A 22,880-nucleotide genomic window follows, 5' to 3' on the forward strand; every position below is an offset into this window, starting at 1 on the left:
GAATTTCCGCGAACACATTCGAGGAGTGTCATGACCGCATTGATGGCCCGTGAACACGCAGCGCTGAAGTCGTATCTGCCCGACCTCGCCACCTACCTGGACGAGACACCACTGCTGACGCTGGAGGGCCGGGACAGCGGGACGATCGGGCGCTTCCGGGACGCGGGCGGTACCGCTCTGACCATTCCGAAGGAGTCCGGCGGGCTGGGCGCCTCCGCCCTGGACTCCGTGCGGGTCCAACGGGCGATCGGGAGCAGGTCGCCGTCTCTCGGCGCCGCCACCACCATGCACCATCTGTCGCTCGCCACCCTCAACGAGTTCGCGCAGGAGGGCACGGACGAGGACCGCGCGCTGATCACGAGCCTCGTGGAACAACGCGCCGTCGTCGCCTCCGGCTTCTCCGAGGGCGTCACCGGCGGCAACGTCTTCATCCCCACGATGACCGCCACCAGGACCGGGTCGAGCTACCTCGTCAACGGCAGCAAGAAGCCGTGCAGTCTGTCGAGTTCGATGGACCTGCTCACCGCCAGCGTGGAGGTCGACACCGGTGAGCGGGCGATCGCGCTGATCCCCGCCGGCACGCCGGGCATTTCGGTGCGCCCGTTCTGGGAGAGCTGGATCCTCGCGGGAGCCGAGAGCGACGAGGTGCACCTCGAGGACGTCGAGGTGCCCGCCGACCTCGTCCTCCTCAACGGCGCCGACGACCCCGACGGCCGACACGAGATGACCGGGTACCTGTGGTTCGGCATGCTCGTCACCGCGAATTACCTGGGCGCGGCCAGCGCTCTGCTCGAGCGGCTACTGGCGGCAGGCAAGGACGACTACGAGGGTTACGTGCGCGCCGCCGCCGACGTGGAGAACGCGATGGCCGCGATCGAGAACATCGCCCGCGCCGTCGACGAAGGCGAACGCGGACAAGACATCTCGGTTCGGCTGTTGTTCTCGCGCATTGCGATTCGCGACGCACTCGTCCGCGCGTCCGCGGCGGCCGTCGAGTCGCTCGGCGGGATCGCGTTCATCACGTCCTCCGATATCGGCTACCTCGCCGCCGCCGTCCACGCATTCGCCTTCCACCCGCCGTCACGGCGTTCGGTCTCCGAATCGCTCGCCAAGTTCCACGCCGGAGACGAGTTCGCCTTCGTCTGACCCCGCCGCGGTCCGGGCTGTCGGTGGCCGGGGATATAAAGGTCCCCGGACCACCGACCGCCCGACCAGGAGCTGTGATGCCCACCGAACACGACGTGCGCGCGATGATGCTGGCGTTGCCGGAGGCGCACGAGGTCGTGATCGCCAACTGGGGTGATCAGCCGACCTTCCGCGTGCGCAAGAAGATGTTCGGTCTCGTCGGGTACGGCGCCCCCACCGTGTGCCTCAAAGCGACGAAGGAAACGCAGGCGGCTCTGCTGCAGGAGGATCCCGACGTCTTCCTGGTCGCGCCGTTCTTCGGCCGGTGGGGCTGGATCGACGTCGTCCTCGACCGTGTCGACACCGACGAACTGGCCGAACTCGTCGAGGAGGCGTGGCGTCTCACCGCCCCGAAGCGCGTCGTGGCGGCGTACGACGCCGGGGGGCACCCCTAGTCCGTCGTGAACCGCCCGAGCTGGTGGCGCAGCGCCGTGTCGAGGTCGGGGCGCCGGAACCGGTGACCGCGGTCGAGGAGCTTGCCCGGGGTGACGCGCTGATCGGCGAGGGCGAGTTCGCGCGCGCCCTGCTCGCCGAGCAGGAGCTTCGGGCCGAAATCGGGGACCGGGAGGAACGCCGGCCGGTGCAGCACCGACGCCAGGACTGCGGTGTACTCCTCGTTGCGAACCGGGTTCGGCGCCACCGCGTTGACCGGACCGCTCAACCCCGCATCGACGACGGCGCGGTGGTAGACGTCGATCAGATCGTCGATGTCGATCCACGACAACCACTGCGTTCCGGCACCGAGACGACCTCCGAGTCCGACCTCGAACAGCGGCCGTTGCAGGCGCAGAACGCCGCCGCTCGGCGACTGGACGATCCCCGTGCGGACGTGGACCACCCGCAGTCCTGCGTCGGCGGCCGGCTTCGCTGCGTCCTCCCAGTCCGCCACGACATCGGCGAGGAAGCCGTCGCCCCGCGGGTCCTGCTCGTGGAGCACCTCGTCGCCCCGGTCGGGGCCGTAGTACCCGATCGCCGACGCACCGACGAAGATCTTCGGTCCCTGCCCGGACGCTGCGGCGACTTCCGCCAGCCTTCGGGTGGGCTCGATGCGACTGTCCCTGATCGCCCGGCGATGACCGTCGGTGAACCGTCCCGCGATGGATGCGCCGGCGAGGTGAATCACGGCGTCGACTCCGTCGAGCAGGTCCGCGGCAGGAGCGTCGGGGTTCCAGCGCCGCTCGTCGGGTGTGCTGGGAGCGCGGCGCACTAAGCGAACCACCCGGTGCCCGCCGGTGCTCAGGAACGCGGTGAGGGCGGAGCCGACGAGACCGGAGCTCCCCGTCACCGCGACGGTGAGGGGACCCGGCAGGAGGGTGGACGCCCAGTGGTGCCGGTCCATGTCGTCGGCGAGCTGGCGATGGCGGTAGACGAACGTCGATCGGAGGAAGTGGCCGGGCACGATGGTGTCGACCCGGTCGGTGACCCGGGTCCGGCCCTCTGACACGACGTCGAACGTGTGCGTGTGCCGCCACGGCACCAGCAGTCGCAGCGGCAGGGCAGCCGAATAGTCGACGAACCGGTGCGGAGGGTCGTACTCCTTCGCGTCGTGCTGCGCGATCCACGTCAGGCCGCCGGGCAGGCGCAGTTCGGCACGACCCGATTCCAGAGACTCGGATTCCTTCGCGAGACTCAGTGGCTGCCAGGGTGGTGACAGCCGGGTGAACGCCCCGGCCCTCGTGTGCCAGGCGAACAACTCGTCCCGCGAGGCCTCGACCACACTCGAATGCACGATGCCCATGACCCGACCTTAGTCGCCACAGCGGGCGAGGCGGTGACAACGACGAGTAGCGTGTGGGAATGACACAGTTACGTGTACTGGTCACCGGCGCCACCGGATACATCGGCGGACGCCTCGCACCCCGGCTCGCGGAAGCCGGCTACCGGGTGCGGGTGCTGGTGCGTTCACCCGAAAAGCTCACCGACGTTCCCTGGGCGTCCGACGTCGAGATCGCTCGCGGCGACCTGAGCGATCCCGAATCCCTTTCTGCCGCTTTCACGGACGTGGACGTCGTCTACTACCTCGTGCATTCGATGGGCGGGTCGGACGAGTTCGAGGAGGCCGAACGCGTCAGCGCGGAGAACGTGGCCGAGGCCGCCCGCACGTCCGGTGTCGGCCGGATCGTCTACCTCGGCGGACTGCATCCCGACTCGGTCGACCTTTCGCCGCACCTGCGCTCCCGCACCCAGGTGGGGCAGATCCTCGTCGACTCCGGTGTTCCCACAATGGTTCTGCAGGCCGGGGTGGTCATCGGCTCCGGTTCGGCGTCGTTCGAGATGATCCGCCACCTCACCAACCGGCTCCCCGTGATGACCACCCCGCGGTGGGTGAACAACAGGATCCAGCCGATCGCCGTCCGCGACGTTCTGCACTACCTCGTCGCCGCGGCCGAGGCACCGTTGCCGCGCAGCCGCACCTTCGACATCGGCGGCCCCGACGTCATCCGCTACGGCGAGATGATGCAGACGTACGCCGAGGTCGCCGGTCTGCGTCAGCGTCGCATCCTCGTCCTCCCTGTGCTGACCCCGAAGCTCGCCGGTCTGTGGATCGGTCTGGTCACCCCGATCCCCCGCTCGCTCGGGCGGGCCCTGATCGAATCGCTGCAGAACGACGCGGTCGCCTCCGAGCACGACATCGACGATGTCATCCCGCCGCCGAAGGCAGGCCTGACCACGTACCGGGATGCCGTGCGATTGGCGTTGCGGCGCATCGACAACGGCGAGGTGGAGACGACATGGGCCAGTGCGTCCCCGGTCGGCGCCCCGTCCGATCCGCTCCCGTCCGATCCCGATTGGGCCGGTGAGGTCGTCTACACCGACGAACGCACCAAGGACTGCGACGCGAACGCCGGAACGCTGTGGAGCGTCGTCGAGAGCATCGGCGGGGAAAACGGCTGGTACTCGTTCCCACTCGCGTGGTCGGTGCGCGGCTGGCTCGACCGCGTGGTCGGCGGTGTCGGACTCACCCGTGGACGCCGGAACCCGAAACAGCTCAACACCGGCGACCCCCTGGATTTCTGGCGGGTCGAACGCATCGACCGGGGGTCGCTGCTACGACTGCGCGCCGAGATGCGGGCACCGGGCGGGGCGTGGCTCGAATGGCGCGTCCACAGTGTGGATCCCGACCGGTCCCGACTCGATCAGCGGGCCATCTTCTTCCCGAAAGGCCTCGCCGGACGGCTGTATTGGTACTCCATCATGCCGTTCCACGGAATCATCTTCAAAGGCATGATGGAGAACATCACCGGCTCCGCGGCCCGTCAGACCGTGCAGAGCGGCTGAATTCCTTCTCGGCCACCGGTGGTCGGGGACGTCAGCAACAGGCACGAGTTGTAGCCACGCGATTCCACCACCTGCCGGATCTGCGTCCATCCCGCGTCGTCGACCGCCGGGTTGCGGGACAGGACGAAACCCGAAGCCCGTGCCGGGTCACCGACGAGCGCCCACGAGTAGTCGTCGGCGATGTAAGTGACCACATAGTTGGTGGGACCGTCTAGTGAACTCTGAAACGGCACGTCCGGGAAACTCACGTGGAGTTGCGCATTGGTGACCGGGTCGGTGACACGCGCATTGCCGTTGATGCCGTTCGTTCCGCCCGACCAGGTGGTGCACGAGTTGGCGACGCTGACGTTCGACGGGTCGACGAGCCCGTACGTCGCCCTCGTGTCCCGCGCACAGTCCAGGTTGAACGGCTGTGGCACAGCGGCCAACTGATACCACGTGCCGAGGTACCTCTGGACGTCGAGGGACGGGACGGGTGCGAGCGCACCGGGCTGAGCCTGTGCCGGGTTCGCCAGCACCACGGCCGCAGCGACGGTCAGCAGTCCTGCGGCGAATCCACGTGCCTTCGAGAGTGTCATCTCGAGTCCTTTCACGATCTCTTGCGTCGACGAAACGGGCAGCCTGAACAGAGGGCCTGCGCAGCACCCTCTCTCGGGGCATTCGACGCCTCTCCCGGATCGGATGGGTCGATCCGCGAAAACCTTCGACCCATCCGTTCGGGAGACCGCTCCGAATGCCTGTCGATGGTGCTCATCCGCACCCACACCGGAGAGAGGCAATAACCCATGAACATCACCACACGAGTTCTGGCAGTCGCAGCGAGCACGTCCCTCGTCCTGCTGGGCGCAGCGTGTTCGTCGGACGACAGCGACTCGTCGAGCAGCGGCTCGGCCTCGGAGGCGATGACGTCCGAGTCGATGTCGTCCGGTTCGATGACCTCGTCCGCCATGGCCGATCCCGCCGCAAACCTGGTCGGTCCGGGCTGCGCCGAGTACGCGAAGACGGTGCCGGACGGCGCCGGTTCGGTCAGCGGCATGGCGCAGGATCCGGTCGCGACGGCCGCGTCCAACAACCCGCTGCTCACCACCCTCACCGCCGCCGTATCCGGTCAGCTCAACCCGCAGGTCAACCTGGTGGACACGCTGAACAGCGGACAGTTCACGGTGTTCGCGCCGGTGGATGCCGCGTTCGCGAAGGTCGACCCGGCCACCATCGAGACCCTCAAGACCGACCCGGCGCTGCTCACCAAGGTCCTGACGTACCACGTGGTCCCCGGCCAGATCGCGCCGAGTGACATCGACGGCCAGCACACGACCGTCGAGGGTGGCACGGTCACCGTCACCGGTTCGGGCGACAACCTGAAGGTCAACGACGCCGGCGTCATCTGCGGTGGCGTCCAGACCGCCAACGCCACGGTGTACCTGGTCGACTCCGTTCTGATGCCCCAGTAAGCACCCTCCTCTCACAGTTCTCCCGCGCCCGGCGGCATCGGTCCCACACCGATGCCGCCGGGCTCTCGCGTGCCCCACGTGAGTGCCATGGTGTGCTCCGGCACGCTTCGCCACTCACGTGAGCGGGTGCGGGTCCGCCCATCCGGCGCAAAGTCAGCTCCGAATAACGGTTATGGAGAAAGGCTCACCCACCGCCCCGGCGTACGTGCTCGTGCTGCCCGGCGGCAAACCACGCAGTCAGGCACCCTCGCGGTTCTGGCACCTGTCGAATCTGCGCATGACCTGGATGGCCTGGTCTCTGCGGTCCACGCTCGGGAGGCAGGGAATCGTCGTGGAGCGCGTGCAGTACCGGGTCCGCGGATGGAACGCCCCCGAGGCCAGCCCCGTGCACGACGCCCGGGTCGCTCTCGAGCGGGCCCGACAGCGGTTCGGGGACGTCCCCGTCGCCGTCGTCGGGCATTCGATGGGCGGCCGCGTCGCCGCTCACCTCGCCGCCCTCGACAACGTCCGGGCGATCGCCGCGCTCGCACCCTGGTGGCCCGAATCCGACGGCGAACTGGTGCCCGCCGACCGCAGCCTGATGGTCGCGCACGGAACCGCCGACCGCTGGACGGATCCCACCTCTTCCCGGGTCCAGACCGAGCAGGCGCTGGCTCGTGGGGTGAACGCGTCGTGGACTCCCCTGACGGGAGCCGGACACTTCATGCTCACCCGGCCTCGCCGGTGGCATCGCATCACCGCCGATTTCGTTCTCGACGCCTTCATTGCCGAAGGTGTCGTCGCCGCACCGACTGACCGGAAAGCAGGTCGCCATGCATGATTCGGAGAAGCTCGAACGCAGGAACGTCGCGGTGATCGGTAGCGGCGTCGCAGGGCTGACCGCCGCCTACGTTCTGTCCCGCCACGACCGTGTCACCCTCTACGAGGCCGACGCCCGTCTCGGCGGTCACGCCCACACGCACCACCTGACACTCGACTCGGGCGCAGAAGTGGACGTCGACACGGGCTTCATCGTGCACAACGACCGCACCTACCCCACCCTGCTGCGCCTGTTCGCCGAACTCGACGTGGCCACCCAGGATTCGGACATGTCGATGTCGATCCGATCCGATGCGAGCGGGCTCGAATATGCAGGCGCGAAGGGGATCCGCGGGCTGTTCCCCACCGCGCGCACCCTGGCCCGGCCGCGGTACTGGCGGATGCTCGGCGAGGTCCTCCGGTTCCACCGTTGCGCCCGCACCGTGCTCGACGCTCCCGCCGACGACGTCGGCGCGCGGGAACCGCTGGGCGAGTTCCTGAGCCGCAACGGTTTCAGCCCGTACTTCGTCGAGCATTTCATGACTCCGCTCGTCGCGGCGGTGTGGTCGTGTGACCCCACGACGGCCGAGCACTACCCGGCCCGCTACCTGTTCACGTTTCTCGAGCACCACGGAATGCTCACCGTCTTCGGGTCACCCACCTGGCGCACCGTGACCGGCGGCTCCGCCCGCTACGTCGAGAAGGTGGCGGCACACCTCGACGAGATACTTCTCGACACCCCCGTCCAGCAGGTGGAACGCACCCCGGACGGCGGCGCGTGCATCGTCGACGGCCGCGGCGACGTGCGGTACTTCGACGCCGTGGTGGTGGCCGTTCACCCCCGTCAGGCGCTCGCCGTGCTCGGCGACGCCTCGGACCTCGAGACCGAGATCCTGGGTGATATGCCGTACTCGGTGAATCACGCTCAGCTGCACACCGACGAGTCGCTGCTCCCCCGCGCGGAGAACGCCCGGGCCTCCTGGAACTACCTGACTCCCGCCGACGGCACGGACGCGACCGGCGTGATCGTCACCTACGACATGACCCGGCTCATGCGCCTGGATACCGTGCGCGACCGGCGGTTCCTCGTCACACTCGGCGGGAAGCACCTCGTCGACCCGTCGAAGGTCGTCACCGAGATGACGTACGAGCACCCCGTCTACACCCCCGATTCCGTGGCCGCGCAGTCGCGGTTGCGCGAACTCGGTTCCGGCACCTTCGCTTTCGCGGGCGCCTACCACGGCTGGGGGTTCCACGAGGACGGGGCGCTCTCGGGTCTGCGCGCCGCCGAACGGATCGGCGGATCGTGGGACACGCACACCGGACGACACCGCGAACGGGAGACGGTGTCGTGACCGCGCCGGCGATCTACTCGACGACGATCCGGCACGCGCGCACCGAACCGGTCCGCAACAGTTTCGAGTATTCGAGCTACAGCTGGTACGTCGACGTCGACGACCTTCCCGGCTGGCTCGGTCCGTTCGCCCGCTTCCGCGCCGAGGACCACTTCGAAATGGGCCCCGGCGCCGGCGCGGACACGCTGCGCGCCAGGGTGGATGCGTTCCTCGCCACCCACGGAGTCGACCTGCGCGGTGGCACGGTGACGGCGCTACTCAACGCGCGGGTGCTCGGCTACGTGTTCAACCCGCTCAGCGTGTACTGGTGCCACGACATCGACGGCGGCCTCCGCTGTGTGATCGCCGAGGTGCACAACACCTATGATCAGCGGCACAGCTACCTGATCCGGCCCGACGGCAACGACCGCGCCGAGGTGGACAAGCAGTTCTACGTCTCACCGTTCAACGACGTGAGCGGCCGTTACGAGATGCGGTTTCCCGAGCCCGGCGACACGCTCTCCCTGAACGTGGTGCTCCACCGGGACGGGCACGCCCCGTTCACCGCGACGGTGCGGGGGACGCGGCAGCCGGCCACCCGCCGCACGGTCCTGAGAACTCAACTACGCACTCCCCTGGCACCTCTCGTGGTGTCGGCTCGCATTCGCATCCAGGGAATCACTTTGTGGGCCCGTGGACTCCCCGTCACGGCCCGGCCCGACGGCCGGCAGAAGGAGACAGTTCAGTGAGAAGGAACAAGGACACCGACATGGACGGATCGCCCGCCCTGAGTACCGCCGACCTCGCGTTCACCGGCGAGGATCCGCGGATCGACAACCGGATCTGGCCCGGGCTGGCCGACGTGCCGACCGGTGCGCGCGCCTCGGTGTCGGCGAAGGTCGCCGACCGCCTGTTCCGCCGCGCGGCCGCCGACCTCGACGTCCGCATCGAGTACCCCGACGGCACCCTGGTGGGGGCACGCCGGGAGCAGGAAATCCTGCCGCGCATGATCATCCGGAATCCCGACGCGTTCGCCCGGCGGGTCGGGACGAGCGGCCTCATCGGCTTCGGCGAGTCCTACATGGCCGGCGATTGGACGTCGCCGGATCTGGCCGCGGTGCTGAGCGTGTTCGCCTCACGGATGGCGACCCTCATTCCCCGCCCGCTGCAACGGTTGCGCGCACTCTACGTCGCCAAACATCCCGCCCAGGAACGCAACACCGAGCAGAACACCCGCTCCAACATCTCCCGGCACTACGACCTGTCCAACGAGATGTTCGAGACATTCCTCGACGAGACGCTGACGTACTCGAGCGCACTGTTCTCGTCGACCCCGACCCGCGTGGGGCAGGTCCGGGACGTGACGGTCCTGCGGGCACCCGTCCCACAGATCAGCCCGAAGTGGGAGGACTTCGCGGACGCGCAGCGCCGCAAGATCGATCGGCTGCTCGACGAGGCCGGCGTCGGTGCGGGCACCAGGCTGCTCGAGGTCGGGACGGGCTGGGGAGAACTGTGCATCCGGGCGGCGGAACGCGGTGCCGTGGTCCGTTCGGTGACTCTGTCCAGCGAACAGCAGAGCCTGGCCCGTCTGCGCGTCGCCGAGGCCGGACACTCGGAGTCCGTGCAGATCGACCTGCTCGACTACCGCAACGTGGACGGCGAGTACGACGCCATCGTGTCCGTCGAGATGATCGAGGCCGTCGGACATCAGTACTGGGCCACCTACTTCCGGGTGCTCGACAAGCTTCTCGCACCGGGCGGAAAGGTTGCGCTGCAGGCGATCACCATGCCGCACGATCGGATGCTGCAGACCCGCAACACCTACACCTGGGTGCACAAGTACATCTTCCCGGGCGGGTTCCTCCCGTCGACCGAGGCGATCGAATCGATCACCGCCGAACACACCGCACTACGGGTGCGGGAACGCCTGAGCATGGGACAGCACTACGCGGAGACGCTGCGCCTGTGGAAGGAACGGTTCGCCGCGCACAGCGCGCAGGCCGAGGCACTCGGATTCGACGAGACCTTCCGCCGCATGTGGCATTTCTACCTCTGCTACTCGGAGGCCGGGTTCCGCTCCGGCTACATCGACGTCCAGCAGCTCGTCCTCGACAAGACGGGAGCATGACCGTGACCGTTGCCGCCGAACTCGACAAGGCGTTGCGTCCGCTCGTCCGCGGCGAACTGCCCGTGCATCTGACCGCGTGGGACGGCAGCACCGCAGGCCCGGTCACGGCGCCGAAGGTGGTGCTGCGCAGCCCGGACGCCCTGCGCCGATTGCTGTGGAACCCCGGCGAACTCGGGGCCGCGCAGGCCTACGTGACGGGTGAGATCGACGTCGAGGGCGACCTGGGCGAGGCCCTGGCACACGTGTGGGCGGTGGCCCGCGAGCGAGGGCTCGGCGGAGTCCGGCCGAGCCCGTCGACGGTTGCGAAGGTGCTGCGTGTCGCCGCGAAGCTGGGGGTCGCGGGCGGACCGCTCCCCGCGCCTGCCACGCAGGCGAACATCCGCGGACGGCTGCACAGCCTGCTGCGTGACCGCGCCGCGATCAGTCACCACTACGACCTGTCCAACGATTTCTACGCCCTGATCCTCGACCCGCAGATGGCCTACTCGTGCGCCTACTTCACCCGGAATGCGCCGGGAACGCCGCAGGATTCGGACTACGGACTCGAGGACGCCCAGCGGGACAAGCTCGACCTGGTGTGCCGCAAGATCGGACTCGAACCGGGCATGCGACTGCTCGACGTCGGTTGCGGCTGGGGATCGCTGAGCCTCCACGCCGCAGCCGCCTACGACGCACAGGTGGTCGGTGTCACCATCTCCCGCGAGCAGAAGACGTTCATCGACAAGCGGATCGCCGAGCGAGGGTTGCAGGACCGCGTCGAGATCCGTCTGCAGGATTACCGCGAGGTCCCCGACGGCCCGTTCGACGCCGTCGCCTCCCTCGAAATGGGTGAGCACGTGGGCGAGAAGAACTACGCCCGGTACGCGCAGGCCCTCTACGACAACGCGAAGCCCGGTGCGCGGGTGCTGATCCAGCAGATGTCGCGCACCGGACGCCATCCCGGCGGCGGCCCGTTCATCGAGTCGTTCATAGCTCCCGACATGACCATGCGTCCCGTCGGTGAGAGCGTCGCGTACCTCGAACGAGCCGGGCTCGAGGTGCGCGACGTGCATGGTCTTCGCGAGCATTACGTCTGGACCGTCGACGCCTGGCTGGAGAAGTTCGAGTCCCGCTGGGACGACGTCGTCGAGATGGTCGGGCTCGAGATGGCCCGGGTGTGGCGGCTGTATCTCGTCGGCGGCGGGATGAGCTTCGAGCAGGGCCGCATGGGTGTCGATCAGATCCTGGCCGTGAAGCCGACGGCCGCGGGTCGGTCGCTGATGCCTGCCGTGCGGGTCGACTCCGCGGGATCCGACGTGCTCCGATGAACGGATTCGACTGGTCGGACTTCGGCGCCGTCACCGCGGCGAGCGTTCTGGTGCTCGCCGTCCTCCAGGCCGCGACGTTCCTCGTCGGCCGGCGGATCGGACGCTACAACGTCGTCGACGTGTCCTGGGGCCTCGGTTTCGTCCTGGTGGCGCTCGTGGCCGCCGTCATCGGCGACGGCGACACACTGCGCCGCTGGCTGGTGGTGGTGCTCGTCGCCGTGTGGGGTCTGCGACTGACCTGGCACATGTACGCCAAGTCCGCGGGCAAAGGCGAGGACCCGCGCTACGTGGAGATGCTCGACCGGGCCGGCGGCGACTCGCCCGGTGTCGTCGTCAGGAAGATCTTTCTCACCCAGGGACTCGCGCAGTGGTTCGTCTCGCTGCCGCTGCAGGTGTCGGCCGTGCTCGGTCCCGCATCCGGCCTCGGCACGGTCGTCGGGGTGCTCGGAGTGCTCCTGTGGGTGGTCGGCGTCGTGTTCGAATCGGTCGGCGACCACCAGTTGAAGGCGTTCAAGGCGGACCCGTCCAACAAGGGCGAGATCATGGACGCCGGCCTGTGGGCGTGGACGCGGCACCCGAACTACTTCGGCGATTCCTGCGTGTGGTGGGGACTGTGGCTCATCGCGGCGAGCGTGTGGCCCGGCGCCGTCACCGTGCTGTCTCCCGTGGTCATGACGTACTTCCTGGTGTTCGCGACCGGGGCCAGGCTGCTCGAGAAGTCAATGTCGCAGCGTCCCGGCTACCCCGAATACCAGCAGCGAACCAGCTACTTCCTCCCCTTGCCGCCGAAGCGGTGAGCGCTATGCCGGCATCGCTCGCTCCCCGTCGGGTCCCATCGTGGCCACACCGGCCGCAACCTGCTATTAGGCTGTGGATCGATGAACGGAATGGGCCGATGACCGGTGTCGACAGGGACACGGAGAACGTGACGCTGACGGCGTTGCTGGCGCGTATCGCACAGGGCGAGCGGGATGCCTTCAGCGACTTCTACGAACGCACCAGCGCGCGGGTGTACGGCATGGTGCTGCGGGTCCTGCGCGATCCCGGATACAGCGAGGAAACCACCCAAGAGGTGTACCTGCAGGTCTGGAACAACGCGGAGAAATTCGATCCGAAGCAGGGGTCGCCGCTGTCGTGGCTGATCACCCTCGCCCATCGCCGTGCCGTCGACCGGGTGCGGTCGGAGCAGTCCGGCACCGAACGGGAAGCCGCCTACGGCGCCTCGAGTTGGTACGGACCGTTCGACGCGGTGTCGGAAGAGGTCACCCGACGCGGCGACACCAGCGACGTCGTCGACTGCCTCGGCACGCTCACCGAAGTCCAGCAGAGAACCGTGGTCCTCGCCTATTACGGGGGGCTGACGTACCGAGAGGTGTCGGAACGGCTGTCGGTTGCGCTTCCCACGGTGAAGTCACGAATTCGAGACGGATTGATCAGGCTCAAGCAATGTCTGGGGGTGCAGTTCGATGGATGAGTCCCAGCACGACATCCTCGACCTCGCTCAGGTGTACGCCCTCGACGCCGTCGACGATCAGCAGCGCCGCGAGATCGACACCGCGGTCCAGAGCGCACCGCCCGACGTCCGCCTCGAATTCGACACCGCCGTCCGCGGCGTGCACGAGACGATGGCCGCCCAGTCCGCGTCCACCGCGGTCGAGCCGCCCGACTACCTGCTCGGGCGCATCCTCGATGCGTTGCCCGGCACTGCCGCTGCGCCCGCACCGATAGCGCTGGACGAGGTTCGTGCGCGCAAGCGCAGGCGTCTCGTGGCAGCCCTGAGTGCGGCGGCCGCGGTGATCGTCCTCGCCGTGGGTGGCATCACCGTCGCTCAGCAGTTGCAGAGCGAGGACGGCCAACCCGTGCCCGCGCAGATCCTCGCCGCCGACGACGTCCGCACGGCGGTGGCACCGATCGCCGGTGGCGGTTCGGCCACCGTCGTGTACTCCAAGGACGTCGACGCCGGCGTGCTGGTGATGAACGACGTCCCACCGCCCGAGTCCGGTTCCGTCTATCAGATGTGGCTGCTCGGACCGTCGCACGAACCGGTGTCCGCCGGAATCATGGAAGCCGATGACGTGTCGCCGTCGACCACCGCGGTCGTGAACGACATCGACCAGTCCACGGCGCTCGGATTCAGTGTGGAACCGCCCGGCGGTTCCACCCAGCCGACCGGCGACATCTTCGCGACGGTGAACCTCACCTGACACGTGAGTGGCGAAGTGTGCCGGGGCACGCTTCGCCACTCACGTGGGGGGCTTTCGGTCAGGCGTTGGCGGCTTTGTATTCGCGGCGGCGGCGGTGCAGGATCGGTTCGGTGTAGCCGGAGGGCTGGTGGGTGCCGTCGAGGATGAGTTCCTTGGCGGCTTGGAAGGCGATGTTGGTGTCGAAGTCCGGGGCCAGCGGCCGGTAGGTGGGGTCGTTCTGGTTCTGCCGGTCCACGACGGGGGCCATCCGTTGCAGCGACTGCACCACCTGGTCGGCGGTGACCACGCCGTGCCGGATCCAGTTCGCCAGCAGCTGGGAGGAGATGCGGAGGGTGGCGCGGTCCTCCATCAGGGCGACGTCGTGGATGTCGGGGACCTTGGAGCAGCCGACGCCGGCGTCGATCCAGCGGACCACGTACCCGAGGATGGACTGGCAGTTGTTGTCGAGTTCTTCCTGCTTCTCGGCCTCGGACCAGTCGGTGTTCGGGGCGAGGGGGATGGTGAGGATCTCGTCGAGGGTGGCCCGCCGGGTGCCGGTCAGCCGGTTCTGGACGGCGACCACGTCGACCTGGTGGTAGTGGGTGGCGTGCAGGGTGGCCCCGGTCGGGGACGGCACCCACGCGGTGTTCGCGCCGGCCTTGGGGTGGCCGATCTTCTGCTCGAGCATCTCGGCCATCAGCTCGGTCATCGCCCACATGCCCTTGCCGATCTGCGCCCGCCCCTGCAACCCGCACGCCAGGCCGACGTCGACGTTCCAGTCCTCGTAGGCGGTGATCCAGGTCTGCTTCTTCATCTCGGCCTTGCGGATCATCGGCCCGGCCTCCATCGAGGTGTGGATCTCGTCGCCGGTGCGGTCGAGGAACCCGGTGTTGATGAACACCACCCGCTCCGACGCCTCCCGGATGCAGGCGGCGAGGTTGACGGTGGTGCGGCGTTCCTCGTCCATGATGCCGACCTTGAGGGTGTTGGCGGGCAATCCCAACACCTGCTCGACGCGGCCGAACAGTTCGGTGGTGAACGCGACCTCGTCGGGTCCGTGCTGCTTGGGTTTGACGATGTAGATCGACCCGGTGCGGGAGTTGACCAGCGGGCCGGTCGCCTCGGAGGTGCCGAGCCCGTGGACGGCGCACAGGGAGGTGATCAGGGCGTCGAGGATGCCCTCGGGGATTTCGGTGCCGTCCGGGTGCAGGATCGCCGGGGTGGTCATCAGATGGCCGACGTTGCGGACGAACAGCAGCGACCGCCCGTGCAGGGTCAGTTCGGACCCGTCCGGGGCGGTGTAGGTGCGGTCGCCGTTGAGGCGGCGGGTGAACGCCTTCCCGCCCTTGGTCATCTCCTCGGCCAGGTCGCCGCGGTTGAGTCCGAGCCAGTTGCGGTAGCCGATCACCTTGTCGTCGGCGTCGACGGCGGCGACGGAGTCCTCGAAGTCCATGATGGTGGTGACCGCGGACTCGAGCACCACATCCTTGACCCCGGCCGCGTCCGTCCGGCCGATCGGGGAGGTGGGGTCGATCTGGATTTCCGCGTGCAACCCGTGATTGCGCAGCAGCACACCGGTCGGGGCGTCGGGGGCGCCGAGGTAGCCGACGAACTTGCCCGGCTCGGCGAGGGTGGTGATCGTGCCGTCGGCGAGCTGCACCCGCAGGGCGGTGCCGTCGACGGTGTAGCGGGCGGCGTCGGCGTGCGACCCCTGCGCGAGGGGGGCGGCGGTGTCGAGGAACTGCCGGGCCCAGGCGATGACCCTGTCGCCGCGGACCTTGTTGTAGGTGTCGCCCGCCTCCGCGCCGCCGTCGTCGGGGATGGCGTTGGTGCCGTACAGGGCGTCGTACAGCGACCCCCAGCGGGCGTTGGAGGCGTTCAGCGCGAAGCGGGCGTTGAGGACCGGGACCACCAGCTGCGGGCCGGCGGTGGCGGTGATCTCGGTGTCCACGTTCGCCGTGGACACCGCGAACGGGGCCGGTTCGGGCACCAGGTACCCGATCTCGGTGAGGAACGCCGTGTACTCGGCCGGGTCGATCGCGGTGCCGGCCCGGTCCCGGTGCCAGGCGTCGATCCGGGCCTGCAGGTCGTCGCGGGTGGCGAGCAGCGCCTGGTTCTTCGGCGCCAGATCCCCGATCACCTTGGCCGCACCCGACCAGAACCCGTCCACCGACACCCCGGTCCCGGGCAGTGCCTCCTCGTTCACGAAGTCGTAGAGCACCTTCGCGACCTGCAGACCGCCGACCTCAACACGCTCAGTCATGAAATGACTCACCTTCCGCACTTGGCAAAACTTCCACGATGCGAAAACACAGTTTCGTATCTTGACATTAAGAAAACCGTGTCCATCGAGTTCTGTCAATAGCGGACGGGCGTACGGTTACGGCGTCACATCCGATCAGTGGTCTTCGTCGCCGATGCGGTGGACGTGGATCAGGTTGGTCGAGCCGACGGTGCCCGGAGGCGATCCCGCGACGATGACCACGAGGTCGCCCCGCTGGTACCGGCCCAGGCCGAGGAGCGCGTGGTCGACCTGGTGGATCATCTGGTCGGTCGACTCCACGGGGTCGACGAGGAACGTCTCGGTGCCCCACGTCAGCGCGAGTTGAGCGCGCACCGCCGGGAGCGGGGTGAACGCCAGCAACGGCAGCGGAGTGTGCAGCCGCGCGAGCCGCCGCACGGTGTCCCCGGATTGGGTGAACGCGACGAGCGCCGCGGCGCCCAATCGTTCCCCGATGTCGCGCGCCGCGTAGGACAGCACACCGCCCTTCGTGCGGGGCACGTGCGCCAGCGGCGGAACGTGCGTGGACTTCTCCTCCACGGCACTGATGATCCGGCCCATGGTGCGGACCGTCTCCATCACGTGCTTCCCGACGGACGTTTCACCCGACAGCATGACGGCGTCGGCGCCGTCGAGGACGGCGTTGGCCACGTCGGACGCCTCGGCGCGGGTGGGCCGCGAGTTCTCGATCATCGACTCGAGCATCTGCGTCGCGACGATCACCGGCTTCGCGTTCTCGCGGGCGACCTGGATGGCCCGTTTCTGCGCGAGCGGCACCTGTTCGAGGGGAAGTTCGACGCCCAGATCGCCCCGGGCGACCATCACAGCGTCGAACGCCAGCACGATCGCCTCGAGGTTGTCGATCGCCTCCGGTTTCTCGAGCTTCGCGATCACGGGGACCCGGCGGCCGACCCGGTCCATCACGGCATGGACGAGTTCGATGTCTGCCGCCGATCGCACGAACGACAGGGCGATGAGGTCGACACCGAGACGCAGCGCGAACTCGAGATCGGCGATGTCCTTGTCCGACAGGGCGGGAACCGACACGTTCATCCCCGGCAGGGACACACCCTTGTTGTTGCTGACCGGGCCGCCCTCGGTGACCCGGCACACGACGTCGTTGCCGTCGACGCCGGTGACGACCAATCCGATCTTGCCGTCGTCGACGAGCAACCGGTCACCGGGCTCGGCGTCCTCGGCCAGTTGCTTGTAGGTGGTCGACACCCGGTCGTGGGTGCCGTCGCACTCGTCGACGGTGATCCGCACGACGTCGCCGTCCGACCAGACGGTGCTGCCTTCGGCGAAGCGCCCCAACCTGATCTTCGGGCCCTGGAGGTCGGCGAGAACACCGACCGCCCGGCCGGTGAGTTCGGACGCGTCCCGCACCCGGAGGTAGTTCTCCTCGTGGTCGGCATGTTCGCCGTGGCTGAAGTTGAGCCGTGCGATGTCCATTCCGCAGTCGACGAGTTCGCGTATGCGGTCGCCGGTTGCCGTCGCGGGCCCGAGGGTGCACACGATCTTCGCGCGCCTCGCCGACGCGGGCGCCTCCCGGACGGGTGTGAGGAGTTGTTCGGAAACTGTTGCTGTCATCGGTTTTTCGATTCCGTTCTATGCGCTGCCGGTGTCGGCGTAGGAGATGGCGGCGGCGCGGACGTCGTCGATGCGGTACCGGTTGGCGGCTTCGACGGCCTTGGAGCGGTCGAGGGTGCCTTCGCCGGCGAGGGTGGACAGCACGGCGACGACGATGGATTCGGCGTCGACGTTGAAGTACCGGCGGGCGGCGGGGCGGGTGTCGGAGAACCCGAACCCGTCGGTGCCGAGGGTGGTGTACGAGCCGGGGACCCACTGGCGGATCTGGTCGGCGACGGCGCGCATCCAGTCCGAGGCCGCCACGAACGGGCCGGCGGCATCGGACAACGCCTGCGTGACGTACGGCAGCGGGGCGTCGGTGCCGGGGTCGCGCAGCGCCTGCTGCTCCCGTTCGATGCCCTCGCGGCGCAGCTCACCCCAGGAGGTGACCGACCACACGTCCGCGGCAACGCCCCAGTCGTCGGCGAGCAGCTGCTGGGCGCGTAGGCCCTCGGGCATGGTGACACCGGAGACCAGGATCTGGGCCCTAGGCGCGGAGCCTGCGGAGTGCCCATTTTCTGGCGCGGAGCCGCCGGATGCCTCGGACTTCTTGAACAGGTACATGCCCTTGAGCAGGCCCTCGACGTTCAGGTCGGCGGGCTCGGCGGGCTGGGTGTAGGGCTCGTTGTAGAGGGTGATGTAGTAGAAGATGTCCTCGCCGCCGAACCCGTCGACCCCCTCGGTGCCGCCGTACATCCGGCGCAGCCCGTCCTTGACGATGTGCGCGATCTCGTAGGAGAACGCCGGGTCGTAGGCGACGGCGGCCGGGTTCGTCGACGCCAGCAGCAGCGAGTGCCCGTCGGCGTGCTGGAGTCCCTCGCCGGTGAGGGTGGTGCGTCCGGCGGTGGCGCCGAGGACGAAGCCGCGGGCCATCTGATCCGCCGCCGCCCACAGGCCGTCGCCGGTGCGTTGGAACCCGAACATCGAGTAGAAGATGTACAGCGGGATCATCGGCTCACCGTGGGTGGCGTAGGAGGTGCCGACCGCGGTGAACGAGGCGGTCGAGCCGGCCTCGTTGATGCCCTCGTGCAGGATCTGCCCGATCTCCGACTCCTTGTAGGCCAGCATCAGATCGGCGTCGACCGCGGTGTACAACTGCCCGTTGCGGTTGTAGATCTTCAGCGACGGGAACCAGGAGTCCATCCCGAAGGTGCGGGCCTCGTCCGGGATGATCGGCACGATCCGCTTGCCGATCTCCTTGTCCCGCAACAACTCCTTCATGATCCGCACCAACGCCATGGTGGTCGCGACCTGCTGCTTACCGGAGCCCTTGCGGACCACGTCGTAGGTCGAGTCCGCCGGCTGCGGCAACGGCGCCGGGCTGGTGCGGCGCTGCGGCAGGAACCCACCCAACGCCTTCCGCCGGTCGAGCATGTACCGGATTTCCGGGGCGTCCGCGCCGGGGTGGTAGTACGGCGGCATCTTCGGGTCCTTCTCCAACTCTTCGTCGGAGATCGGGATGCGCTGCAGGTCCCGGAAATTCTTCAGATCATCCAGGGTGAGCTTCTTCATCTGGTGGGTGGCGTTGCGGCCCTCGAAGTGCTTGCCCAGGGTGTAGCCCTTGATGGTGTGCGCCAGGATCACCGTCGGCTGCCCCTTGTGCGCCATCGCCGCCGCGTACGCGGCATAGATCTTGCGGTAGTCGTGGCCGCCGCGCTTGAGGTTCCAGATGTCCTGATCGGACAGGTTCGCGACCAGTTCCTTCGTCCGCGGATCCCTCCCGAAGAAGTGCTCCCGCACGTACCCGCCGTCGTTGGCCTTATACGTTTGGTAGTCCCCGTCCGGGGTGACGTTCATCAGGTTGACCAGGGCACCGTCCCGGTCCGCGTGCAACAACGCGTCCCACTCGCGGCCCCAGACCACCTTGATCACGTTCCAGCCGGCGCCGCGGAAGAACGACTCCAGCTCCTGGATGATCTTGCCGTTGCCGCGGACCGGGCCGTCGAGGCGTTGCAGGTTGCAGTTCACCACGAACGTCAAATTGTCCAGACCTTCGGTGGCCGCCACATGCGCCAGACCCCGCGATTCCGGTTCGTCCATCTCCCCGTCCCCGAGGAACGCCCACACGTGCTGATCGGCGGTGTCCTTGATGCCGCGGTCGTGCAGGTAGTGGTTGAACCGGGCCTGGTAGATCGCGTTCATCGGGCCCAACCCCATCGACACGGTCGGGAACTCCCAGAAATCCGGCAGCAGCCGGGGGTGCGGGTACGACGGCAACCCGCCGCCCTGATCGGCGTGCGAGTGCTCCTGCCGGAACCCGTCCATCCGCTCCGCCGGGATCCGCCCCTCCAAAAAGGCGCGGGCATAGATGCCCGGCGAGGCGTGGCCCTGGATGAAGATCTGATCCCCACCCCCGGGATGGTCCTTGCCGCGGAAGAAGTGGTTGAACCCCACCTCGTACAGCGCGGCCGACGACGCATACGTCGAGATGTGGCCACCGACCCCGACCCCCGGCCGTTGCGCACGGGTCACCATCACCGCCGCGTTCCACCGGATGAACGCCCGGTACCGGCGCTCGGTCTCCTCGTCGCCGGGGAACCACGGCTCGTTCTCCGTCGGGATGGTGTTCACATAATCGGTCGACGTCAACGCCGGCAAAGCGACGTGCTTCTCCCCGGCCCGCTCGAGCATCCGCAACATCAGATACCGGGCACGGGTCGGTCCGGACCGGTCCAACAGTCCGTCGAACGATTCCAACCACTCCGTGGTCTCGTCCGGGTCGATATCCGGCAGATAAGACGCAACACCCTCACGGATGACGCGAACCGAACCGGCGCGGCCGGGGTCTACGGAGGTCGTGGTCTGTTCGAGCAAAGGGATACTCCATCGTTGCGGGCGCGGGATAGGGCGCCGTGGTGGCCGTCCGGGGTGAGGACGACGCTGTGCGACTCACTGCACAGGTGACTACCGCGGTTTCGCGAGCGGCCATCCTGTGATCTGCTTGGGACGTGGGGGCGCGTAGGTGCGCACCTTCGAGGTCGAGAGTCCCAACCCTACAAGAGATTCCGCCAATTTGACAGCCGCACTGACGCCGTCGACCACCGGAACGCCGGTGCGCTCACGGATTCGGTCGTCGAGGCCGGCCATTCCGCCGCAGCCGAGGCAGATCACCTCGGCCTTGTCTTCGCGCACTGCAGCTTCGGCCTCGTCGACGATCGCCTCGATCGCGGCCTCGGGGTCGGATTCCAGCGCGAGGACGGGCAGACCGCTCGCGCGTACACTCGCACACTTGGCGTCGAGGCCGGCGAGCCGGAGCCGGTCTTCGATGAGCGGTACGGTGCGGTCGAGGGTGGTGACCACGGAGTACTTGTGTCCCAGCATCATTGCGACACTGGCGGACGCCTCGGTGATGTCGACGACGGGTACGTCGAGCAGTTCCTGCAGGCCCTCCCGGCCGTGTTCGCCGTACCCGGCCTGGATCACCGCGTCGTACTGTTCCGGGTACGACCGCACCCGGTCCATCACCGCGATCGCGGCGAGGTAGCTTTCGAAGTTTCCTTCCACGGATTCCGCACCGATCTCCGGTGTGAGCCCGACGATCTCGGTACCGGGTGCCGCCACGGTCTCGGCCTGCTTGGCGATGGCGTCCGTGATGGACGTGGTGGTGTTGACGTTGACGACGAGAATACGCATCGAAAGCTCCTGTCAGTGGTCGCCGTGGCCGCTGTCCACGGCGATGGACTCGCCGGACACGTCCACGTACTGCCGGGTGCGGTCGCCGACGACCGCGTAGATTGCTGCCGCCAGGCCCGCTCCGATGAACCAGGAGAACGGGGCGACGAGATGGAAGGCCGGGACGACCGCGAACAAGGTGCTGACGAGCGCGGCGGGAACGAGGGCATAGATCGCCCGAAGGTTGAATCCCTTGCGGTAGTAGTAGGTTCCGGTCGGACCGTCCGAGTAGAGGGCGGGTACGTCGACCTTCGTGCGGCGGATGAACCAGTAGTCGACGAAGATGATGCCGAACAGCGGGCCGAGGACGGCACCGAGGCCACCGAGGAAGTAGTTGATCACCACCGGGCTGTCGTAGAGATTCCACGGCAGCAGGACCACGCCGATGCAGGCGCTGATGATGCCTGCCTTGCGGAAGCTGATCTTCTCGGGGGCGAGGTTCGACAGCACGTACGACGGTGCCACGAAGTTTGCCATGACGTTGACGGCCATCGTCACGATCACGAGGGCGAGGCAGGCCAGCGACAGGAACAGGGTGTTCGGGATTGCCGCGACGATGTCGGTGGGGCTGTCGATGATCGTCCCGTCGATCTGGAACTGGGCGCCGCACAGAATGAACGCGATGACGGCGAACGCGAGGACGTTGACGAACAGACCCCAGAAGTTGCCGCGCACGACGGCGGTCTTCGACGGGGAGCGCCGCGAGAAGTCGCAGAAGTTGAGGATCAGGGTGCCGTAGATCGACATCCACAGGGCCGCCCCGGCGAAGACCTGCCGCCACATCTCCCCACCCGAGGCGGGCTGATCGGACGTCCACGCGATCGAGAAGTCGGTGCGGAACAGCATCCACAGGGCAAGCGAGCCGACCGTGACCAGGATCAGCGGACCGGCCAGGCTCTCGAATCGGCGCACGGCCTCCATTCCGTAGACGAGGACGACGATCTGGATCGCCCAGATCCCGATGAAGCAGATCCATCCGAGGCTGGAGAGTCCGAGGATCGAGTTCTGGTCGAAGCGGTCGAGCGACGGTGCCACGGCGACGAGGAAGATCCGGAAGACGATCGACGCGAGGTAGGTCTGGATTCCGAACCAGACGATCGCGATGACCGCGCGGACGATGGCGGGAATCTGGGCGCCGCGGATTCCGAAACTGATCCGGCTCATCACGGGGAAGGGCACGCCCGTCTTCTGGCCCATGAACCCGGCGTAGGTCATCGCGACGCAGACGATGACCGCACCGATCATGAGCGACAGGATCATGTGGCCGCCGCCCAGCCCGAGCGCGAACAGGCCGATGGCGAACGAGTAGTTGGCGATGTTGTGGACGTCGTTGGTCCACAGCGTGAAGATGCTGTAGCTACCCCAGCGGCGACCCGAGGCCTTCGTGGGTGCCAGGTCCAGGTTGTAGAGTGTGGTACTCGTCTCGGCCGCTGGCGGCGTCGGTGTCGCGACGGTGGTGGTGTGCCGCGAGACTGTGTCGTCTATGAGCATGTGCCTGTCCTTGCGTGGCGGCGAACAATATTCCGTATCGCGGAAATCTTGTTCCATTGGTCCCTCCAAGTGTGAGCCAGGCAACACTGGCCGGTCAATGATTTCCGCAGGATATATCTTGGTGCCGCATCGCCCCGAACAC

The 22,880-nt window shown here is 67.7% G+C and carries 19 protein-coding genes; 12 read left to right on the plus strand and 7 right to left on the minus strand.

Going from position 1 to position 22,880, the window contains the following annotated elements; all coding sequences use genetic code 11:
- Positions 1-30 precede the first annotated feature (30 nt).
- On the plus strand, positions 31-1,146 hold the full coding sequence (locus DTA22_RS16415; RefSeq protein WP_112300124.1) for an acyl-CoA dehydrogenase family protein: 1,116 nt from the start codon (positions 31-33) through the stop codon (positions 1,144-1,146).
- Positions 1,147-1,223: 77 nt separating this feature from the next.
- Entirely contained in the window at positions 1,224-1,580 is a 357-nt protein-coding gene (locus DTA22_RS16420; RefSeq protein WP_037226057.1) for an MmcQ/YjbR family DNA-binding protein, read from the plus strand.
- Here the strand turns inward: DTA22_RS16420 and DTA22_RS16425 are convergent.
- Positions 1,577-2,923, minus strand: coding sequence for a TIGR01777 family oxidoreductase (locus DTA22_RS16425; RefSeq protein WP_037226059.1), 1,347 nt, complete (start codon positions 2,921-2,923; stop codon positions 1,577-1,579). The two genes, DTA22_RS16420 and DTA22_RS16425, sit on opposite strands and share 4 nt — an antisense overlap.
- Before the next feature lie 59 nt (positions 2,924-2,982).
- Here DTA22_RS16425 and DTA22_RS16430 point away from each other — a divergent pair, with 59 nt between their 5' ends.
- Complete coding sequence (locus DTA22_RS16430; RefSeq protein ID WP_112300125.1) at positions 2,983-4,464, plus strand: SDR family oxidoreductase; 1,482 nt, start codon at positions 2,983-2,985, stop codon at positions 4,462-4,464.
- Here the strand turns inward: DTA22_RS16430 and DTA22_RS16435 are convergent.
- On the minus strand, positions 4,443-5,042 hold the full coding sequence (locus DTA22_RS16435) for a lipocalin family protein (protein WP_112300383.1): 600 nt from the start codon (positions 5,040-5,042) through the stop codon (positions 4,443-4,445). The genes DTA22_RS16430 and DTA22_RS16435 overlap by 22 nt on opposite strands.
- A gap of 207 nt (positions 5,043-5,249) precedes the next feature.
- On the opposite strand from DTA22_RS16435, the gene DTA22_RS16440 reads away from it, so the two are divergent.
- From DTA22_RS16440 to DTA22_RS16480, 9 genes are all read left to right on the plus strand, one after another.
- Positions 5,250-5,915: a fasciclin domain-containing protein gene (locus tag DTA22_RS16440; RefSeq protein WP_112300126.1), complete on the plus strand. Its 666-nt coding sequence runs from the start codon at positions 5,250-5,252 to the stop codon at positions 5,913-5,915.
- A gap of 172 nt (positions 5,916-6,087) precedes the next feature.
- Complete coding sequence (locus DTA22_RS16445) at positions 6,088-6,735, plus strand: alpha/beta hydrolase family protein (RefSeq protein ID WP_112300127.1); 648 nt, start codon at positions 6,088-6,090, stop codon at positions 6,733-6,735.
- Entirely contained in the window at positions 6,728-8,068 is a 1,341-nt protein-coding gene (locus tag DTA22_RS16450; protein WP_112300128.1) for an NAD(P)/FAD-dependent oxidoreductase, read from the plus strand. The genes DTA22_RS16445 and DTA22_RS16450 overlap by 8 nt, the downstream gene beginning before the upstream one ends.
- Entirely contained in the window at positions 8,065-8,796 is a 732-nt protein-coding gene (locus DTA22_RS16455) for a DUF1365 domain-containing protein (RefSeq protein WP_112300129.1), read from the plus strand. The genes DTA22_RS16450 and DTA22_RS16455 overlap by 4 nt, the downstream gene beginning before the upstream one ends.
- Entirely contained in the window at positions 8,793-10,175 is a 1,383-nt protein-coding gene (locus DTA22_RS16460; RefSeq protein WP_112300130.1) for a class I SAM-dependent methyltransferase, read from the plus strand. Before DTA22_RS16455 ends, DTA22_RS16460 begins: the two co-directional genes overlap by 4 nt.
- Positions 10,172-11,482, plus strand: a complete 1,311-nt coding sequence (locus tag DTA22_RS16465) for a class I SAM-dependent methyltransferase (protein ID WP_112300131.1) — start codon at positions 10,172-10,174, stop codon at positions 11,480-11,482. Before DTA22_RS16460 ends, DTA22_RS16465 begins: the two co-directional genes overlap by 4 nt.
- Complete coding sequence (locus DTA22_RS16470; protein ID WP_112300132.1) at positions 11,479-12,279, plus strand: DUF1295 domain-containing protein; 801 nt, start codon at positions 11,479-11,481, stop codon at positions 12,277-12,279. Before DTA22_RS16465 ends, DTA22_RS16470 begins: the two co-directional genes overlap by 4 nt.
- Positions 12,280-12,377: 98 nt before the next feature.
- Positions 12,378-12,956 (plus strand): sigma-70 family RNA polymerase sigma factor, encoded by a 579-nt coding sequence (locus tag DTA22_RS16475; protein WP_005259110.1) that lies wholly within the window; start codon positions 12,378-12,380, stop codon positions 12,954-12,956.
- On the plus strand, positions 12,949-13,686 hold the full coding sequence (locus tag DTA22_RS16480) for an anti-sigma factor (RefSeq protein WP_112300133.1): 738 nt from the start codon (positions 12,949-12,951) through the stop codon (positions 13,684-13,686). Before DTA22_RS16475 ends, DTA22_RS16480 begins: the two co-directional genes overlap by 8 nt.
- A gap of 58 nt (positions 13,687-13,744) precedes the next feature.
- Here the strand turns inward: DTA22_RS16480 and DTA22_RS16485 are convergent, their stop codons facing one another.
- From DTA22_RS16485 to DTA22_RS16505, 5 genes are all read right to left on the minus strand, one after another.
- Positions 13,745-15,928 (minus strand): malate synthase G, encoded by a 2,184-nt coding sequence (locus DTA22_RS16485; protein ID WP_112300134.1) that lies wholly within the window; start codon positions 15,926-15,928, stop codon positions 13,745-13,747.
- Positions 15,929-16,063: 135 nt separating this feature from the next.
- On the minus strand, positions 16,064-17,536 hold the full coding sequence (gene pyk, locus DTA22_RS16490; RefSeq protein WP_052032816.1) for a pyruvate kinase: 1,473 nt from the start codon (positions 17,534-17,536) through the stop codon (positions 16,064-16,066).
- 18 nt (positions 17,537-17,554) lie between these two features.
- Complete coding sequence (gene aceE / locus DTA22_RS16495) at positions 17,555-20,395, minus strand: pyruvate dehydrogenase (acetyl-transferring), homodimeric type (protein WP_112300135.1); 2,841 nt, start codon at positions 20,393-20,395, stop codon at positions 17,555-17,557.
- Between the two features lie 84 nt (positions 20,396-20,479).
- On the minus strand, positions 20,480-21,208 hold the full coding sequence (locus DTA22_RS16500) for an aspartate/glutamate racemase family protein (RefSeq protein WP_112300136.1): 729 nt from the start codon (positions 21,206-21,208) through the stop codon (positions 20,480-20,482).
- A gap of 12 nt (positions 21,209-21,220) precedes the next feature.
- Complete coding sequence (locus tag DTA22_RS16505; protein WP_112300137.1) at positions 21,221-22,738, minus strand: NCS1 family nucleobase:cation symporter-1; 1,518 nt, start codon at positions 22,736-22,738, stop codon at positions 21,221-21,223.
- Positions 22,739-22,880: the final 142 nt, after the last annotated feature.

The organism is Rhodococcus wratislaviensis (assembly GCF_900455735.1).
In the GTDB taxonomy this organism is placed as follows: Bacteria; Actinomycetota; Actinomycetes; order Mycobacteriales; family Mycobacteriaceae; genus Rhodococcus_F; species Rhodococcus_F wratislaviensis.

Coding starts and splice junctions, on each gene's coding strand:
- DTA22_RS16415 (WP_112300124.1), top strand. CDS start 31: ATGACCGCATTGATGGCCCGTGAACACGCAGCGCTGAAGTCGTATCTG.
- DTA22_RS16420 (WP_037226057.1), top strand. CDS start 1,224: ATGCCCACCGAACACGACGTGCGCGCGATGATGCTGGCGTTGCCGGAG.
- DTA22_RS16425 (WP_037226059.1), bottom strand. CDS start 2,923: ATGGGCATCGTGCATTCGAGTGTGGTCGAGGCCTCGCGGGACGAGTTG.
- DTA22_RS16430 (WP_112300125.1), top strand. CDS start 2,983: ATGACACAGTTACGTGTACTGGTCACCGGCGCCACCGGATACATCGGC.
- DTA22_RS16435 (WP_112300383.1), bottom strand. CDS start 5,042: ATGACACTCTCGAAGGCACGTGGATTCGCCGCAGGACTGCTGACCGTC.
- DTA22_RS16440 (WP_112300126.1), top strand. CDS start 5,250: ATGAACATCACCACACGAGTTCTGGCAGTCGCAGCGAGCACGTCCCTC.
- DTA22_RS16445 (WP_112300127.1), top strand. CDS start 6,088: ATGGAGAAAGGCTCACCCACCGCCCCGGCGTACGTGCTCGTGCTGCCC.
- DTA22_RS16450 (WP_112300128.1), top strand. CDS start 6,728: ATGCATGATTCGGAGAAGCTCGAACGCAGGAACGTCGCGGTGATCGGT.
- DTA22_RS16465 (WP_112300131.1), top strand. CDS start 10,172: ATGACCGTGACCGTTGCCGCCGAACTCGACAAGGCGTTGCGTCCGCTC.
- DTA22_RS16470 (WP_112300132.1), top strand. CDS start 11,479: ATGAACGGATTCGACTGGTCGGACTTCGGCGCCGTCACCGCGGCGAGC.
- DTA22_RS16475 (WP_005259110.1), top strand. CDS start 12,378: ATGACCGGTGTCGACAGGGACACGGAGAACGTGACGCTGACGGCGTTG.
- DTA22_RS16480 (WP_112300133.1), top strand. CDS start 12,949: ATGGATGAGTCCCAGCACGACATCCTCGACCTCGCTCAGGTGTACGCC.
- DTA22_RS16485 (WP_112300134.1), bottom strand. CDS start 15,928: ATGACTGAGCGTGTTGAGGTCGGCGGTCTGCAGGTCGCGAAGGTGCTC.
- pyk (WP_052032816.1), bottom strand. CDS start 17,536: ATGACAGCAACAGTTTCCGAACAACTCCTCACACCCGTCCGGGAGGCG.
- DTA22_RS16500 (WP_112300136.1), bottom strand. CDS start 21,208: ATGCGTATTCTCGTCGTCAACGTCAACACCACCACGTCCATCACGGAC.
- DTA22_RS16505 (WP_112300137.1), bottom strand. CDS start 22,738: ATGCTCATAGACGACACAGTCTCGCGGCACACCACCACCGTCGCGACA.